The following is a 15,062-nucleotide window of genomic DNA, read 5'->3' as shown; positions in this document are numbered from 1 at the left end:
CCGGGGTACGGCTCAGATGCGGCTGCCGGAGGCGGTGTCCGAGGAGAGCCGCTGGGCGAGGTAGATCGGGATGACGGACAGCAGGACGAGGACCGCGGCGACGACATTGACGACGGGGGCCTGCTGGGGGCGCGCCATGTTGGAGAAGATCCAGACGGGCAGGGTCTGGATGCCGGGCCCGGCGGTGAAGGTCGTCACGACGATCTCGTCGAAGGAGAGCGCGAAGGCGAGGAGCGCGCCGGCGACCAGGGCGGAGCGCACGAGGGGGAAGGTGATGTCGACGAAGGTGCGGAAGGTGTGCGCGCCGAGGTCGGCGGCGGCCTCCTCGTACGAGCCCGGCATGCGCCGGAGCCGGGCGATGACGTTGTTGAAGACGACCACGATGCAGAACGTGGCGTGGCCGACGATGACGGTGAACAGGCCGAGGCCCACGCCGAGGGGTTCGAGGACCGTGCGGAACGCGGTGTTGAGGGCGACGCCGGTGACGATGCCGGGCAGCGCGATCGGCAGGACGACGACGAAGGAGATGGCGTCGCGGCCGAAGAACCTGAACCGCTGGCAGGCGAAGGCGACGAGCGTGCCGAGGACCAGGGCGATGGCGGTCGCGCCGAGTCCCGCCTTGACCGAGGTCCACAGCGCGGCGCGGGCGCCGGAGCTGTGCCAGGCGTCGGCCCACCAGCCGAAGGTGAGCCCGGGCGGCGGCCAGCCCGAACTGCGGTCCGGGTTGAGGGAGTTGACGAGGACCAGGAGCAGCGGGACGTAGATCACCGCGAAGCCGAGCGCGGCGGCGACGCGCAGGGCGATACGCGCGGGGCGGGAGAGATTCATCGGAGTGACCTTCGTTGTGCGTGATCCGGTGGGCCGACGGGTGGGCGTCACAGGCTGCTGAGGGCTCCTGTGCGGCGCACCGCGAGCAGGTAGAGCACGATGATCACCACGGGGACGGTGCCGAGCGCGGCGGCGAGCGGCAGGTCGAGGGTGATGTTGGAGTAGATGATGTTGCCGATCAGCTGGGTCTTGCCGCCGACGATCTGCACGGCGATGTAGTCGCCGAGGCTGAGCGAGAAGGTGAAGACCGAGCCGGCCGCGACGGACGGCAGGATCATCGGCAGGACCACGGATCGGAAGGTGCGGCCCGTGCGGGCGCCGAGGTCGGCGGAGGCGTCGAGCAGACTGACCGGGAGCTGTTCGAGTCCCGCGTGGATCGGCAGGATCATGTATGGCAGCCACAGATAGGTGAGGACGAGGATCGTCGCGGTGAGGCCGTAGCCGGGTCCCTTGATGCCGAGCGGTCCCAACACCCAGTCGAGCAGGCCGCCTTGGGCGAGGATGAGCCGCCAGGCGTAGGCCTTGACGAGGTAGCTGGCCCACAGCGGGGTGAGGATCGCGACGACGAGGAGCGGCCGCCGGCGGGGACTGGCGATGCGGGCTGTGTAGAACGCGATCGGGAACGCGATCAGTATGCACAGGGCGGTGACCGCGAGGGCGACGCCGACGCTGCGCAGGGCGACCTGCCGGTAGACGTCGGTGGTGAGCAGGGCGGTGAAGTTGTCCGCGTTCCAGATCTTCACGACGTTCGAGGTGAAGGAGTCCGTGGTCCAGAACGCGGACAGGAACAGGACGGTGAGGGAGCCGAGATAGGCGAGGACGAGCCAGGCGAGCGGTGCGGAGAGCAGCAGGGACAGCTGCAGCCGGGGGCGGCGGTACAGGGCCCCGGCGAGCCGCCGGACGGATCCGGCGGCAGGCGCGGTGTCGGTCATCGGAGGCAGGTCCTAGCCCTTGATCTCGGTCCAGGCCTGGACCCACTTGGCGTACGGGACGCATGTGGCGTCCTTGCGGCCGTCGATGCACTGGGCGATCGGCGTGGTCCAGAAGTGGACGTTCTTCCAGTAGGCCTCGTCGGCCGCGTGGTAGGTGGCGCAGTGGTTCTTGTCGGCCGTCTCGTCGCAGGCCTTCGCGTTGGACGGCGCCTCACCGAAGTACTCGGCGACCTGGGCGTTGACCTTCGGCGAGATGATCCAGTCCATCCACTTGTAGGCGCAGTTGGGGTGCTTGGCCTTGGCGGCGAGCATCCAGGTGTCGGACCAGCCGGTGGCGCCTTCCTTGGGCAGGACGGCCTTGACCGGAACCTTCTCGGCCTGGGCGGTGTTGAGGATCACCTGCCAGCTGGTACCGACGACGGAGTCACCGCTCTTGAAGGCCGAGACCTCCTTGAGGTAGTCGCTCCAGTACTCGCCCACGTTCTTGTTCTGCGCCTTGAGCAGGGCGACCGCCGCGTCGAACTGCTTCTGGTCCAGGGCGTACGGGTCCTTGATGCCGAGGGACGGCTTGGACTTCATCAGGTACAGGGCGGCGTCCGCGATGTAGATCGGCGAGTCGTACGCGGTGACCTTGCCCCGGTGGGCGGCGGCCTGGTCGAAGACCGCGGACCAGGAGTCGGGGGCCGGGGAGACCTTCTTGGTGTTGTACATCAGGAGGTTGGCGCCGCGGCCGTGCGGGATGCCGTAGGGAACACCCTTGACGGAGTTCCACTGCTGGTTCTTGAGGCCGGCGAAGACGTCCTTGTAGTTGGGCACCAGCTTCGTGTTCACGGGCGCGGCGTCACCCGAGGCGATCAGCCGCAGCGACGCGTCGCCGGAGGCGGAGACCGCGTCGTACTGGCCGGTCTTCATCAGGCTGACCATCTCGTCGGAGGTGCCCGCGGTCTTGGTGTTGACCTGGCATCCCGTCTGCTTCTCGAAGCCGGAGACCCAGTCGACCTTCGGGTCGTTCGAGCCGTCCTCGGCGTAACCGGCCCAGGCGATCAGGTTGACCTGGCCCTCGCCCTTGCCGAGGGTCTTCTGCGCGGAGAGCTTGGGCGGGGTGAAGTCGCTGCCGCCGGGCGTGGACCCGGCGGTGTCCGACGAACCGCAGGCGGAGGCGAGGAGCAGGGCGCCGAGCGCGGCCGCTGCTCGGGACGTTCGGGTCAGACGCACGGGGTTCTCCACGGGGTGGGGGCGGTCGGGTGATTGCGGTCGTACGGGGTCGGGCGCTGCGCGCCGGTCAGGTGTGTGCCGGGTCCTTGGCCAACGGGCCCTCGGTCGACGGGTCATGGGTCGACGGGTCATGGGGAACCGGGAAGTTGTGCCGCCGGTGCCACTGGAGCCTCACGCGTGAGCCGCGCAGGGCGGCCACGTCCTCGGACGAGGTCTCCAGGTTCTGCTGGAGGGCGGTGAGCCGGCCGCCGGCGTCGAGGTCGACGAGGAAACGGGTCGCGCCTCCCAGGTAGACGACCTCCGCGACGGTGCCGGTGGCGCTGTCGTGCTCCGGTTCGGCGGCGGCGGACTCCTTGAGCACATGGATCTTCTCCGGGCGGACGCTGTACGTCGCCCGGTCCCCCACGACCTGCTCGGCAGCGTCGCCGGTGAGCAGGTTGGAGGTGCCGACGAAGCCCGCGACGAAGGGGGTGGCGGGGCGCTCGTAGATCTGGGCCGGGGTGCCGACCTGTTCGATGCGGCCCTTGTTGAAGACCGCGATGCGGTCGCTCATGGTCAGGGCCTCCTCCTGGTCATGCGTGACGAAGACGAAGGTGATGCCGGTGTCGCGCTGGATCGCCTTGAGTTCGACCTGCATCTGCTCGCGGAGCTTGAGGTCGAGGGCGCCGAGCGGTTCGTCGAGCAGGAGCACCTTCGGGCGGCCGACGAGGGCGCGGGCCAGGGCCACGCGCTGGCGCTGGCCGCCGGACAGCTGGGCGGGGCGGCGGGTGCCGAAGTCCTCCAGGCGCACGCTCGCCAGGGCCTCTCGCGCGCGGGCGAGGCGTTCGGCCTTCGGCACCTTGCGGACCTTGAGGCTGTAGGCGACGTTCTGCTCCAGGGTCATGTGCGGAAACAGCGCGTAGTCCTGGAAGACGGTGTGCACGTCGCGCTCGAAGGGCGCCCGGCGGGTGACGTCGGCGCCGCCGAGCTCGATGGTGCCGCCGGTGGGCGCCTCGAAGCCGGCGATCATCCGGAGCACGGTGGTCTTGCCGGAGCCGGACGGCCCGAGCATCGAGAAGAACTCGCCGTCCGCGATCTCCAGGTCGACCCCGGCCACGGCCTCCGTCCTGCCGAAGGACTTGCGCAGGTTCTGCAGCCGGACGGCCATTCCCTCCATGGGCGGGAACCTTTCTGGTGCGTCGGGAGTTGACCGTAAACATATGAAGCCATAGTTCTTATTTCAAGGCCCCGCTGAGGTAAAGGCTGTACCAAGTGGCAAGGTGGTGACCGTGAACCCTGACAAAACCGGCGTCCAAAGAGTCGTCTTCACACCCGTCGACACGCTCGCCCGTGTCGACGCCGTGGTGCGGCGGCTCGGCGACGCCATCGACCTCGGGCTGCTCACCGACGGCGAGCAGCTGCCCGGCGAGAGCGACCTCGCCGCCCAGCTCGGGGTCTCCACCGTGACCCTGCGGGAAGCCCTCATGGCGCTGCGGCAGCGCGGTCTGGTCACCACGCGCAGGGGCCGCGGCGGAGGCAGCTTCGTCACCGTGCCCGACGGCCCCGCCGAGGACCGTCTCCTCGCCCGTCTCGCCGACTGGAGCACCGAGGAGCTCCGCGACCTCGCCGACCACTGGGCCGCCGTCTCCGGGGCCGCCGCCCGCCTCGCCGCCCGGCGCACGGAACCCGCCGATCTGCGGCAACTGCAGAGGTCTCTGGCGGAGTTGGTGCACGCCGAGGACTCCGGAGCGCGCAGCCGCGTCTACGGACGCTTCCATGTCGAGCTGGCGGCCGCTGCCCAGTCGGCCCGTCTGACCAGGGAAGAAGTCACCCTCCAGACCGAAGTCGGGGCGCTGCTGCGGCTCGTGCTGTGCGACGACCGGTTCCTGCGGGACGCCGCGGACCGTCACCGCGCCGTGATCTCGGCCGTGCATGATGGTGCCGGCGACCGTGCCAGGGACCTGGCCGAACAATGCGTGCAGGCCTCCATGGCGCGCCTCGTCGAACTCCGCCTCGGCCCGGTCGGCGGCGTGCGCGGTCCCCGTCCGAAGGAGGCCCCCGATGGGCAGCAACCCCCGTCCCGCGAACGCCGGGTCGGCACTGCTTGACGACATGTCGGCAGCCGACGCGGCCGCGCGCGTACGCGACGCGCTCGAAGGGGTCTTCGACGCCGTCGGCGCCACCGGCGCGGACATCGAGTCACTGCTCTCCGCCGTCCTCACCGAAGGCCGCCGTCCGGTGTCGGGCGACCTGGCCGCGCTCCGCCCCGGCCTGCACGCCCGCCTCGCCGGCTACGACCTGGTCTCGGGAATCGGCTTCGTCGCGGCGCCGGGGCTGCTCGACGACGTACCCGCGTGGCTGGAGTGGTGGCAGAAGACCGCGGACGCGGCGGTGCAGCCGCTGCTCCTGGACCTGGACCCGCAGCGCTCGGCGTACTCCGACTACACCCACTGGGACTGGTTCACGCTGCCCCGCGACACCGGGCAACGGGCGGTCGCCGGCCCCTACGTCGACTACCTCTGCTCCGACGAGTACAGCCTCACCCTGTCCGCGCCGGTGACGGTCGGCGGGCGTTTCATGGGCGTGGCCGCGGCCGACGTCTACCTGCGGCGCTTCGAGGCGGTCGTCATGCCGCTGCTCCAGCGCCTTCCCGGGCCTGCCCGCCTGGTGAACGCGCGCGGGCGCGTCGCCGCCTCCACGGACCCCCGCCACCTCGTGGGCTCCCTCACCAAGGACCACGACCTCGCGGCGGTGCTTGCCGGGCCCGCACAGGGCACCGACCAGGACGGCCTGCGCCTGCTGCCCTGCGACGGGGTCCCGCTCGTCCTGGCGGCGGAGACGCCCCAAGTCGCGCCGAACAGGGCCTGGTTCACACCCGGCGGCCGCCGAGGAACGCGTCCACCGTCTCCGTGAACCGAAGCGGATCGTCCACCCACGGAAAGTGGCCCGCCCCTTCCTGGACGACGAGTTCGGTGTGCGGGAACAGCTCCGCGATGCCGGCGGCGACCCGCGGCAGCGGACCGCCGTCCCGCCCGCCCGCCAGGACCAGGACCCGCGCGTCCCAGCCGCTCAGTGCGGCGCGGGCCGCGTCGGGATCGAAGGCGCCGGCCGACGCATAGACCTCCGCCGCCGCCTCGTTGGTCTGCTCGACCTCCCCGGCGGCGTGCGCCCGCGCCGCCGCGTCCCAGCGCCCGTAGAAGAACGGGACGGCCGCGTCGAAGTCGGCGTCGGTCGCGGAGCCGTCCCAGATCCTGCCGAACGCCTCACGGGCGGACGCGAACCACGGCTCCCCGGCGCGCAGATCGGCCGCCTCCAGGCGCTGCTGCGTCGTGAAGTCGACGCCCAGGGCCCGCGCTCGGCCGGTGACCAGCGTGAGCGTACGCACGCGCCGGGGATGCCGGGCCGCGTAGAGCAGGGCGAGATCGCCGGCCGCCGAGTGGGCGAGCAGGTCGACCTGCTCCAGGCGGAGATGGACCCGCAGCGCCTCGACGTCGTCGACCTGCCGGTCGCAGCGGTACGTGGCCGGGTCGGCCGGAACGTCGGAGTCACCGGTGCCGCGCAGATCGAGCATCACGAGCCGGCGCCGCTTCGCGAGCCCGCCGAGGTCACCGAGGTAGGCGGCGGCCCGCATGGGCCCGCCGGGCAGACAGATCAGCGGCTCGCCCTCCCCCACGACGTGGTGGGCGAGCCGGGTTCCGTCGGGGGCGGTGAAGGCGGGCATGACAGCCATCCTCATGGTCACGCGCCGCTCGCGGCAAGCGGATTGACCTGCCCTCATGTCATGAGGGGCAGGTCAGCGAGGCAGCGGCGCCGCCGGCCGGGGGCGCCGCAGCAGCCACTGCCAGAAGCCCCGCCGGGATTCCGCCGACGGCCGTACGGTGACGCGACCGCAGTCGACCTCGCCCGTCACCTCGATACGCAGCCTCGCCGGCGTCTCGGCCCCCGGACCCACCTGATCGCCCACACCGCCTCCGCGCACCCGCACGTCGTCGGCGTGCGGCTGCATCAGCAGCGTCACCGACCCGCTGCGCACCGCCACCTCGATCTCCAGCGTGGGCACCGCGACGGCGGTCTGGGTGAAGTCCAGCAGGACGGACCCGCTCCGCGACGCGATCTCGAGGCGTCCCGGGGCCACCCGGTCGCCGGCCCGTCTCTCGCTCGCGCCGCCGACGACGATCCTCGACACGTCCTTCGGGGCGCCCCACGCGAGGCCGGCCTCCGGCAGGTCGGCGAGCAGCGCCGCGAGGTCTCCGTAGGTACGGGCCGTCAGCGCGGCCCCGAGCCGGTCGTCCAGCTCGTCCGCGGTCAGCCGGCCGTCACCGGCGGCCACGGTCAGCCGTTCCACGACCTGGTCGCGGTCCTCGTGCGACGCCCGCAGCTCGCGTCGGTCGGGCACCTTTTCACCGGGCATGGACGCACTCTAGTGGCGCGGCCGGGGGTGGTGGTATCCGCGGTCCGGGCGGCACCGGGCTCCCGTAACCGGCCCCTTGGGCCCGTCAGGAATCCAGTACGGCCGCGACCGCCTCGATCTCCACCAGCTGGTCGGTGTACCCGAGCACCGTGACCCCCATCAGCGTGCTGGGGACGTCGTGGTCGCCGAACGCGTCGCGCACGACCTGCCACGCCGTCACCAGGTCCTCCCGCCGGGTGGACGCGACGAGGACGCGGGTGTTGATGACGTCGTCGAGCGTGGCACCGGCCTCGGCGAGCGCCGTCCGCATGTTCTCGACCGCCTTCGCCGCCTGACCGGCGTAATCACCGACGGCGGCCGTGGAGCCGTCCTCGTTCAGCGGGCACGCGCCCGCGAGGAAGACGAGTCGCGCCTCGGCGGGTGCGGTGGCCGCGTAGGCGTACTCGGCGACGTCCGACAGCGACGAGGAGCGGATGAGCGTGACGGCACGGGGCATGTGAGTTCCCTTCGGGGCGGACACAGCGGCGGTCATCGTCGCAGGGAACGCCGGCGGGCGCCTCGGGTTTTCCCTCCGGGAGACGGGGCGGACCACGGGGTGACAACGCGTCCGGACGCGGCACACGAGTGGCGAACAGGCGCCGTCCTCGTCACACAAGGTGAAGAATGGATGGGAGGGAGAGGCCACCCTCAGGACGGAGCGGGTCGCCGTGGGGACGAGCGAGCAGAGCGATACCGGCCGGCAGGGCTTCGACGTGGCGGACGCCGCGCCGATGCTGCTCGACGCACACGGGGTGGTGACCGGCTGGTCCGACGAGGGCGGGCGGCTGCTCGGGTACGAGGCCGCCGACGTGGTCGGCCGGGAGGCCGCCACACTGCTGCTGCCCGCGGACGCGGCCCGCGTCCCCGAGCTCGCCGAGCGCTGCCGGACGAGCGGCGGCTGGTCCGGGATCCTGGGCGCGAGGCACCGCGACGGGCACCCGGTCTCGGTGATGGTGCGCGTCGTGGAGGCGCAGCGCAGCCCGGGGCCCACGCGCTGGATCGTGCTCGTCTCGGGGATGGACGGCGCGCCGGGGTGGGACATGAGCCGTTCCGTCCTGGAGCAGATGGCCTCGCGCTCCCCGCTGGGCATCGCCATCGTGGACACGGACCTGAGGTACGTGTGGTCGAACGCCGCCCTTGAGCAGTTCGGCGGCGGGCCCGCCCGCGAGCGTGTCGGGCGCAGGCTGGCGGACATCCAGCCGGGGCTCGACGCCGAGCGCCTCGAGGCGAAGATGCGCCAGGTCCTGGAGACGGGGGAGTCGATCGTGGGCTACGAGCATGTGGGCCGGGTCCGCTCGGCGCCGCATCGCGAGTGCGCCCACGCCATGTCGTTCATGCGGCTCAGCGACGACAACGGGCACCCGCTGGGCGTGTACTACACGGCGATGGACATCACCGAGCGCTACCTGGTGCGGCGGCGGCTCGCCCTGCTGGACCGGGCCGGTGAGCACATCGGCCGCAGCCTGGACGTCGTACAGACCGCGCAGGAGCTGGCCGACGTCGCGGTTCCGGGGCTCGCGGACTTCGTGGTGGTGGATCTGCTGGAGTCGGTCCTGGAAGGGACCGAGCCGGCGGCGGGTGCGCCGGGCGGTCCGGACACGGTCCTGCTGCGGCGCGCGGGGCACCGGTCGGTGCGGGACGGTGTTCCCGAGACCGTCATCGGCATAGGGGACACGGCCCGCTACCCGGCGGGGTCGCCGCCGGTCCGCGTCCTGTGCAGCGGCGAGTCGTGGCACGAGGAGCGGATGGATCCGCGGGCGAAGGACTGGGCGGCCGCGGGGCAGGGGCGCGTTGCGCCTTCGTTCGCGGAGCTCGGGGTGCACTCGATGATGATCGTGCCGATCCGCTCGCGCGGCATCACGATGGGGGTCACCAGCTTCTTCCGGCGGGACCGCCCGGACCCGTTCGGCACCGACGATCTGGCGCTCGCGGAGGAGTTCGTGTCCCGGGCCGCGATCTGTGTGGACAACGCCCGCCGCTACACGCGCGAACGGGACGCCGCCCTGGTGCTCCAGCGGAGTCTGCTGCCGAGCCATCTGCCGGAGCAGGACGCGGTGGACGTCACCGCCTGCTACCGGCCCGCGGACGCGCTGACCGGCCTCGGCGGGGACTGGTTCGACGTCATCCCGCTGTCGGGGGCCCGGGTGGCCCTCGTGGTGGGCGACGTCCCCGGGCACGGCATCGACGGCGCCGCCGCGATGGGGCGGCTGCGCACCGCGGTGCAGACGCTCGCCGATCTGGACCTGCCGCCGGAGGAGGTCCTCGCCCACCTCGACGACCTGGTCAGCAGGGGCGCTCGCGAGGAGGGCGCCCGCAGCGCTGTCCAGGCCGTGGGCGCCAGTTGTCAGTACGTGGTGTACGACCCGGTGAGCGGCCGTTGCGCGGTGGCGAGCGCCGCACATCCCGCACCCGCGCTTGTCGCCCCGGACGGCGCGGTCTCGTTCCCCGAGATCCCGGTCGGGCCCGCGCTCGGCACGGGCGGCCTGCCCTTCGAGGCAACCGAGTTCCCCCTCGCCGAGGGCAGTGTGCTCGCGCTGCACACGGACGGGCTGCTCGCCGTCGGCCGGCGCGAACCGGGCCGCGAACCCGACCTCGAAGAGGGCAGGGAGCGCCTGCGCGAGGCCCTGGAACGGGCCGACCCGTCGCTGGAGAACCGCTGCGTGGCCGTCGTCGACGCCCTCGTCCCGGCACGGCCGTACGACGACGTGGCCCTGCTGATGGCCCGCACGCGCCGTCTCGGTGCCGGGCAGGTCGCTTCCTGGGACGTGGAGAGCGACCCGGCGGTGGTCGCCGACGCGCGCAAGATGGTGACCCGGCAACTGGCCGAGTGGGGACTCGACGAGCTCGCGTTCACCACGGAACTCGTCGTCAGCGAGCTCGTGACCAACGCGATCCGGTACGCGTCCGGGCCGATCCGGCTGCGTCTGATCGTGGAGCGGGCGCTGATCTGCGAGGTCTCCGACGCGGGCGCCAGCGCCCCGCATCTGCGCCACCCGCGCACCACCGACGAGGGCGGGCGCGGCCTCTTCCTCGTCTCCCAGTTCTCCGAGCGCTGGGGGGCGCGCTACACCCTCGAAGGGAAGATCATCTGGGCTGAGCAGTCGCTCGCCGAACGGCCGGACCACGCCGGGGGGACCGACCTTCCCGTCGAGCCGGCGGGTCCGTGAGGAGTTCCGGCACCACCGATACCTGGGCGCCGATATGCAGTTGACGTGCGACGACGCTCACGATTTCCTGCTCCGGTGACTGATCTGCGTATCGAGAACGTGCGGGGCGAGGCCCTCGTCGAGGACTGGCGGCACGTCCACAACCTGATCATCCCGGCCGATCCGCTGTCCCTCGACGACGTGCGGGAGCGTGTGGGGCGCAACCACCTGGAGGTCGCCTACCTCGGCGACACCCTGGTGGGCTGCACGACGGTCCGCCCGCCGGCGAACGAGACCGCCACCGCCACGGTGATCGCCCGGGTGCTTCCCGGCCACCGCCGCCAGGGCTTGGGTGAACTGCTCTACCGGCACGGCCTGGAGCGGGCGCGCGAGCTCGGCGCGGCCGTCGTCGAGACGGTCGTCCTCGCGTCGAACACGGAGGGCGTGCGGTTCGCGGAGCAGCACGGTTTCGTGGAGGTCGAGCGGTACACGCTGCCGGACGACCCCGCGCTCTGGTTCACGATGCGGCTCGCGGACACCGGCGCCGCCTGATCCACCGGCAGGGCTTCGCGATCCTCGCGATCCGTCACCCGATCGGCATCGCCCTGGCCGACCGCACCGTGTCCGTGGCGGGGCGGGCCTGAGAATCGCGTGGGTGCCCGGGGTGCCGTCGGGTGACGGAGCGCACGTGTCTGCCCCCTCGTCGGTGAACGCCGAGCCCCTTCGGCCGGGATGCTCCCCTTCCGTGCCTTCGGACGCGCCGCCGAGCCCCTCGGACATCGCTGCGAAGAAGAGGCAGACTGGTCCTAGCTGCCCGTCTGCGTGAGCCGGCCGGAGGAAACGATGAGCGGGGAAGGGCGTGGGGGCGCCGAGCAGTATCTGCCCAGGCTTCGGCTCGACGACCTGCTGGGCGAGCTGCAGGTGCGTATCGACGCGGCACGCGGCACGCAGAACCGGCTGCACGGGCTCCTGGAGGCGGTCCTGTCGGTGGGGCGGGGACTCGATCTGGCGCAGGTGCTGCGGAGCATCGTCGAGGCCGCCGTGACCTTGGTTGACGCGGAGTACGGGGCGCTGGGCGTGATCGGTGAAGACCGGAAGCTGTCCGAGTTCCTCACGGTCGGCATCGACGACGAGCGGCGCTCGGCGATCGGGGCGCTGCCCAGCGGCCACGGGATCCTCGGCGAGCTGATCCGGCACCCTGAACCGCTGCGGCTTCCGGAACTCTCCGAGCATCCCCATTCGTACGGCTTCCCCGCCAACCATCCGCCGATGCGTTCCTTCCTCGGTGTCCCGATCCGGGTGCGCGAGGAGGTGTTCGGGAACCTGTACCTCACCGAGAAGCGCAGCGACAAGGAGTTCGACGCGGAGGACGAGGCGGTGCTGTCCACGCTGGCGGTGGCGGCCGGTGTCGCGATCGAGAACGCGCGGCTGTACGAGGAGACCAGGCTCCGTGAGCGCTGGCAGCGCGCGAGCGGCAAGGTCACGAGCATGCTGTTGACGGGAGCGCCGAGTGCCGAGGTGCTCGAGCTGATCGCGGACGAGGCACGCAAGATCGTGTCCGCGGACGTCGGGATGATCGCGGAGCGCGTGCCGGGCGACGAGGCGCTGCGGCCCGTCCTCGCCGTGGGCCTGGACGCCGAGCGGCGCAACGGCCTGGTGATGTGCTCCGAGGACGGCTTCGTCGGCGCGACGCTGAGCTCGGCCGAACCCGTGGTCTCCGCCGACATCGCGCACGATGCGCGCACGGGCGGCGGGCAGGCGCAGTGGGCGGGCCTCGGCCCGGTGGCCGCCGTGCCGCTCGGCGCGGGCGGGAAAGCGCGCGGTGTGCTGATCCTGGGGCGGGTGCCGGGCGGGACGCCGTTCGGCGAAGTGGACACCGGACCGCTGCTCGGCTTCGCCGACCAGGCCGCGCTGGCCCTCGAGCTGGCGGAGCGGAGGTGGGACGCGGAACAGATCGTGCTCCTGAGGGAGCGCGACCGTATCGCGCGCGATCTGCATGATCTGGCCATTCAGCGGCTCTTCGCGGCCGGCATGACGCTGCAGAGCACCCAGCGGTTCATGGAGCACCCCGAGGGCAGCGAGCGGCTCGCACGGACCGTCGACGACCTCGACGACACCATCAAGATCATTCGTTCCACCATCTTCGGCCTGCGAATGCACGGCGAGGTCAGGCCGGAGGCCGTGGGGCTGCGGGGCCGGGTCTCGGACCTGGTGAACGCGTCGGCGGCCTCGTTCGGGTTCCTGCCGGCGCTGCGGGTCGAGGGACTGGTCGAGACGGACGTCCCGGGCGACATCGCGGACCATGTCGTCGCGGTGCTCGGGGAAGCACTGAGCAACGCGGCACGGCACGCCGGAGCGCGGGCCGTGGACGTCCGACTGAGCTGCGGTGGCGGCGAGTTGAGGCTCGAGGTGAGTGACGACGGCCGCGGAGTGCCGGACGGCGTCACACGCAGCGGCCTGCGCAACATGGAGGAGCGTGCGGTCGCCCTCGGCGGCACCTTCAGCATCGGCGAGCGGACGCAGGGCGGGGGCACCCGGCTGATGTGGCGGGTACCCGTCACATCAGTGAACCGACCCGGCGGGCCTCATGATGTCGGGTGACCGGTGCCCTCGTGCTGTTCCAGTTGCGCGGCGAGGACCGCGGCCTGGACACGGCGGTGGACACCGAGCTTGGCCAGCAGCCGCGAGATGTGGTTCTTGACCGTCTTCTCCGAGAGGTAGAGCCGCTTGCCGATCTCGCGGTTGGTCAGCCCGTCCCCGATGAGCGCGAGGATCTCCCGCTCGCGCGGCGACAGGGCAGCCAGTTCCGGGGCCAGCTCCGGCGCGGCTTCGGGGCCGCCGCGCAGGGACCGCATCAGCCGGGCGGTCGTCGCGGGATCGAGCATCGACTGCCCCGAGGCGACCGTACGCACCGCGGAGACCAGGTCGGAGCCCTTGATCTGCTTGAGCACATAGCCCGACGCACCGGCCATGATCGCGTCGAGGAGAGCTTCCTCGTCGTCGAACGACGTCAGCATCAGGCACGCCAGCTCGGGCATCTGGTTGCGCAGTTCCCGGCACACGCTGATGCCGTCACCGTCGGGCAGCCGGACGTCGAGGACGGCGACGTCCGGACGCAGGGCCGGCCCACGGGCCAGCGCGTGCTCGACGTTCTCCGCGTCCCCGACGACGCGGATGTCCGGTTCCGCGTCCAGGAGGTCGGACAGGCCGCGCCGGACGACCTCGTGGTCGTCCAGGAGGAAGACGCGGATCGGGTTCCGCTCCGTGAAGGTACGTGCCTCGGCCATGACGACCCCTCGTTCCCGACGGACCACGGGCTGCCCCTGACGACGATCATTATCTCTCCGCAGCCCGGGCGCATCAGGGCAGACCGAACATGCTCGGGTGGACGACGGTCACGCTCCGGAATTCCCGTCCGGTCCGGTGAGCTCGAATTCCACGTCGACCACACCCTCGCCCCGCCCGCCCCCTCGCCAGGTCGCGTCGGGGAAGCCGGTCCGGCCGGGCCCCGGCCCGGTGGTCGCCGCCGTCACGACGTGTTTCGCCGTACAGCAGGTCTGCCTCGGACACGACCCCGATCACCCGGTCCTCGCCCCGCAGGACCGGAACCGCGCTGACGCTCCACTGCTCCATCAGCTACGCCTCCTTGGTCCCTTTCCTGTCGGGGCTCCGGCGCTCAGAGGGAAGAATCTCCGCTGCCGTAAGGCCCGTACAGGTCCAGCAGCCGGTTACGCATCGTCTGAAGCCGGTGGGTGACGACTGAGCCCACCCACAGGGCCACCGGGGCACCGAGAGCGGGATCCTTCTGGCACATGGTGCGTACGGCTGCGGCGTCGAACTCGTAGGCGCGCACCGGACTCGTCGCCACGCCGCCCAGATGCCAGAGATGCGGCGTGAACAGCCAGGACCAGCCGACGAGTTGATTGTGCGTGAGCGTCTCCAGGACGACCGCCCGGCGGCCCGGCACGTGGAGGTCGAGAGTGACGGTGCCGGAGCGGATGATCCAGAACCGGTCGGCGCGGCCGCCCTCCTTGAACAGACGCGTGCCCTGGGGGAACGACACCTCCCGGGCGATGCGCATCAGCCGTTCCAAGTACTCGGCGGGCAGTGCCCGCACCGTGTCGGTGGTGGGGGAAGCATTCATCGTGCCGCCTCTTCCTGGAGCGGGGCCTACCCAGATCCAGCGTGCGCCGGAGACGGGCCGATCGCCATGGGCCACCCGGCCCCGCGGCCGGGTCCGCCCGGTCCCGGCCGCCGTGCCCCGACGGGACTTGGCACGGGCCCATGCGCGGTTGCCACGGCGTGGGTCGCACCAGCAGGCCCCGTCCCGGTCCGCGTGGTGAGCCCATGCCCTCGACTCGAACGTGTGCCGGGTCAGGTACGCCTGCGGCCCCACGTCGATCCGAGCCGGTCCCACTCGCGGCCCCACTGGTCGTAGCGCCGTCGGTCCAGTTGCCACCGCCCGAGGCGTCCGCTCGCGAAGACCGCACCACCGAAGGCGATCGCGGCTCC

Annotated in this window: 14 protein-coding genes and 1 pseudogene; 5 read left to right on the top strand and 10 right to left on the bottom strand. The window is 71.8% G+C overall.

Going from position 1 to position 15,062, the window contains the following annotated elements:
• Positions 1-12: 12 nt before the first annotated feature.
• The 4 genes from EOT10_RS28035 to EOT10_RS28020 form a co-directional block, all read right to left on the bottom strand.
• Positions 13-828, bottom strand: coding sequence for an ABC transporter permease (locus EOT10_RS28035; protein ID WP_127831132.1), 816 nt, complete (start codon positions 826-828; stop codon positions 13-15).
• 47 nt (positions 829-875) lie between these two features.
• A complete protein-coding gene (locus EOT10_RS28030) occupies positions 876-1,760 on the bottom strand; it encodes an ABC transporter permease (protein ID WP_127831131.1) in 885 nt (294 codons plus the stop codon).
• A gap of 12 nt (positions 1,761-1,772) precedes the next feature.
• On the bottom strand, positions 1,773-2,975 hold the full coding sequence (locus EOT10_RS28025; protein WP_127831130.1) for an ABC transporter substrate-binding protein: 1,203 nt from the start codon (positions 2,973-2,975) through the stop codon (positions 1,773-1,775).
• Positions 2,976-3,042: 67 nt separating this feature from the next.
• Positions 3,043-4,131 carry an ABC transporter ATP-binding protein gene (locus EOT10_RS28020; protein WP_127831129.1) on the bottom strand — a complete coding sequence of 363 codons (1,089 nt, stop codon included), beginning with the start codon at positions 4,129-4,131 and terminating at the stop codon, positions 3,043-3,045.
• A gap of 112 nt (positions 4,132-4,243) precedes the next feature.
• Between EOT10_RS28020 and EOT10_RS28015 the strand changes: the two genes are divergently transcribed.
• Both EOT10_RS28015 and EOT10_RS28010 read left to right on the top strand, forming a co-directional pair.
• Complete coding sequence (locus EOT10_RS28015) at positions 4,244-5,062, top strand: FadR/GntR family transcriptional regulator (RefSeq protein ID WP_223281253.1); 819 nt, start codon at positions 4,244-4,246, stop codon at positions 5,060-5,062.
• Positions 5,016-5,867 (top strand): cache domain-containing protein, encoded by an 852-nt coding sequence (locus EOT10_RS28010; protein WP_431313329.1) that lies wholly within the window; start codon positions 5,016-5,018, stop codon positions 5,865-5,867. Before EOT10_RS28015 ends, EOT10_RS28010 begins: the two co-directional genes overlap by 47 nt.
• Here the strand turns inward: EOT10_RS28010 and EOT10_RS28005 are convergent.
• From EOT10_RS28005 to EOT10_RS27995, 3 genes are all read right to left on the bottom strand, one after another.
• Complete coding sequence (locus tag EOT10_RS28005) at positions 5,824-6,675, bottom strand: alpha/beta fold hydrolase (protein WP_127831127.1); 852 nt, start codon at positions 6,673-6,675, stop codon at positions 5,824-5,826. The genes EOT10_RS28010 and EOT10_RS28005 overlap by 44 nt on opposite strands.
• A gap of 72 nt (positions 6,676-6,747) precedes the next feature.
• The gene (locus EOT10_RS28000; RefSeq protein WP_127831126.1) at positions 6,748-7,365 is read right to left on the bottom strand and encodes a DUF1707 SHOCT-like domain-containing protein; all 618 of its coding nucleotides are present in this window, start codon (positions 7,363-7,365) and stop codon (positions 6,748-6,750) included.
• Between the two features lie 85 nt (positions 7,366-7,450).
• Entirely contained in the window at positions 7,451-7,861 is a 411-nt protein-coding gene (locus EOT10_RS27995; RefSeq protein WP_127831125.1) for a RidA family protein, read from the bottom strand.
• A 211-nt stretch (positions 7,862-8,072) separates the two neighbouring features.
• On the opposite strand from EOT10_RS27995, the gene EOT10_RS27990 reads away from it, so the two are divergent.
• From EOT10_RS27990 to EOT10_RS27980, 3 genes are all read left to right on the top strand, one after another.
• A complete protein-coding gene (locus EOT10_RS27990; protein ID WP_127831124.1) occupies positions 8,073-10,571 on the top strand; it encodes a SpoIIE family protein phosphatase in 2,499 nt (832 codons plus the stop codon).
• A gap of 75 nt (positions 10,572-10,646) precedes the next feature.
• Complete coding sequence (locus EOT10_RS27985) at positions 10,647-11,102, top strand: GNAT family N-acetyltransferase (RefSeq protein WP_127831123.1); 456 nt, start codon at positions 10,647-10,649, stop codon at positions 11,100-11,102.
• A gap of 291 nt (positions 11,103-11,393) precedes the next feature.
• Complete coding sequence (locus tag EOT10_RS27980; protein ID WP_189492168.1) at positions 11,394-13,151, top strand: sensor histidine kinase; 1,758 nt, start codon at positions 11,394-11,396, stop codon at positions 13,149-13,151.
• On the opposite strand, the gene EOT10_RS27975 is transcribed toward EOT10_RS27980, so the two are convergent.
• The 3 genes and pseudogenes from EOT10_RS27975 to EOT10_RS27970 form a co-directional block, all read right to left on the bottom strand.
• Entirely contained in the window at positions 13,136-13,837 is a 702-nt protein-coding gene (locus EOT10_RS27975) for a response regulator (RefSeq protein WP_127831122.1), read from the bottom strand. The two genes, EOT10_RS27980 and EOT10_RS27975, sit on opposite strands and share 16 nt — an antisense overlap.
• 226 nt (positions 13,838-14,063) lie before the next feature.
• Positions 14,064-14,186, bottom strand: a pseudogene (locus EOT10_RS43205) (CBS domain-containing protein); the annotation flags it as partial.
• Between the two features lie 40 nt (positions 14,187-14,226).
• Positions 14,227-14,694, bottom strand: coding sequence for a Crp/Fnr family transcriptional regulator (locus EOT10_RS27970; protein WP_127831121.1), 468 nt, complete (start codon positions 14,692-14,694; stop codon positions 14,227-14,229).
• Positions 14,695-15,062 lie beyond the last annotated feature (368 nt).

Source organism: Streptomyces antnestii (assembly GCF_004005495.1).
Classification (GTDB): domain Bacteria; phylum Actinomycetota; class Actinomycetes; order Streptomycetales; family Streptomycetaceae; genus Streptomyces; species Streptomyces antnestii.
This window is presented reverse-complemented; position numbering and strand designations above follow the sequence as displayed.

What these genes read in the sequence shown, in the direction of transcription:
- EOT10_RS28010 (WP_431313329.1), top strand. Translation starts at nt 5,016, where the DNA reads ATGGGCAGCAACCCCCGTCCCGCGAACGCCGGGTCGGCACTGCTTGAC.
- EOT10_RS28005 (WP_127831127.1), bottom strand. Translation starts at nt 6,675, where the DNA reads ATGCCCGCCTTCACCGCCCCCGACGGAACCCGGCTCGCCCACCACGTC.
- EOT10_RS27970 (WP_127831121.1), bottom strand. Translation starts at nt 14,694, where the DNA reads ATGAATGCTTCCCCCACCACCGACACGGTGCGGGCACTGCCCGCCGAG.
- EOT10_RS27980 (WP_189492168.1), top strand. Translation starts at nt 11,394, where the DNA reads ATGAGCGGGGAAGGGCGTGGGGGCGCCGAGCAGTATCTGCCCAGGCTT.
- EOT10_RS27975 (WP_127831122.1), bottom strand. Translation starts at nt 13,837, where the DNA reads ATGGCCGAGGCACGTACCTTCACGGAGCGGAACCCGATCCGCGTCTTC.
- EOT10_RS28035 (WP_127831132.1), bottom strand. Translation starts at nt 828, where the DNA reads ATGAATCTCTCCCGCCCCGCGCGTATCGCCCTGCGCGTCGCCGCCGCG.
- EOT10_RS27995 (WP_127831125.1), bottom strand. Translation starts at nt 7,861, where the DNA reads ATGCCCCGTGCCGTCACGCTCATCCGCTCCTCGTCGCTGTCGGACGTC.
- EOT10_RS28000 (WP_127831126.1), bottom strand. Translation starts at nt 7,365, where the DNA reads ATGCCCGGTGAAAAGGTGCCCGACCGACGCGAGCTGCGGGCGTCGCAC.
- EOT10_RS28020 (WP_127831129.1), bottom strand. Translation starts at nt 4,131, where the DNA reads ATGGAGGGAATGGCCGTCCGGCTGCAGAACCTGCGCAAGTCCTTCGGC.
- EOT10_RS28030 (WP_127831131.1), bottom strand. Translation starts at nt 1,760, where the DNA reads ATGACCGACACCGCGCCTGCCGCCGGATCCGTCCGGCGGCTCGCCGGG.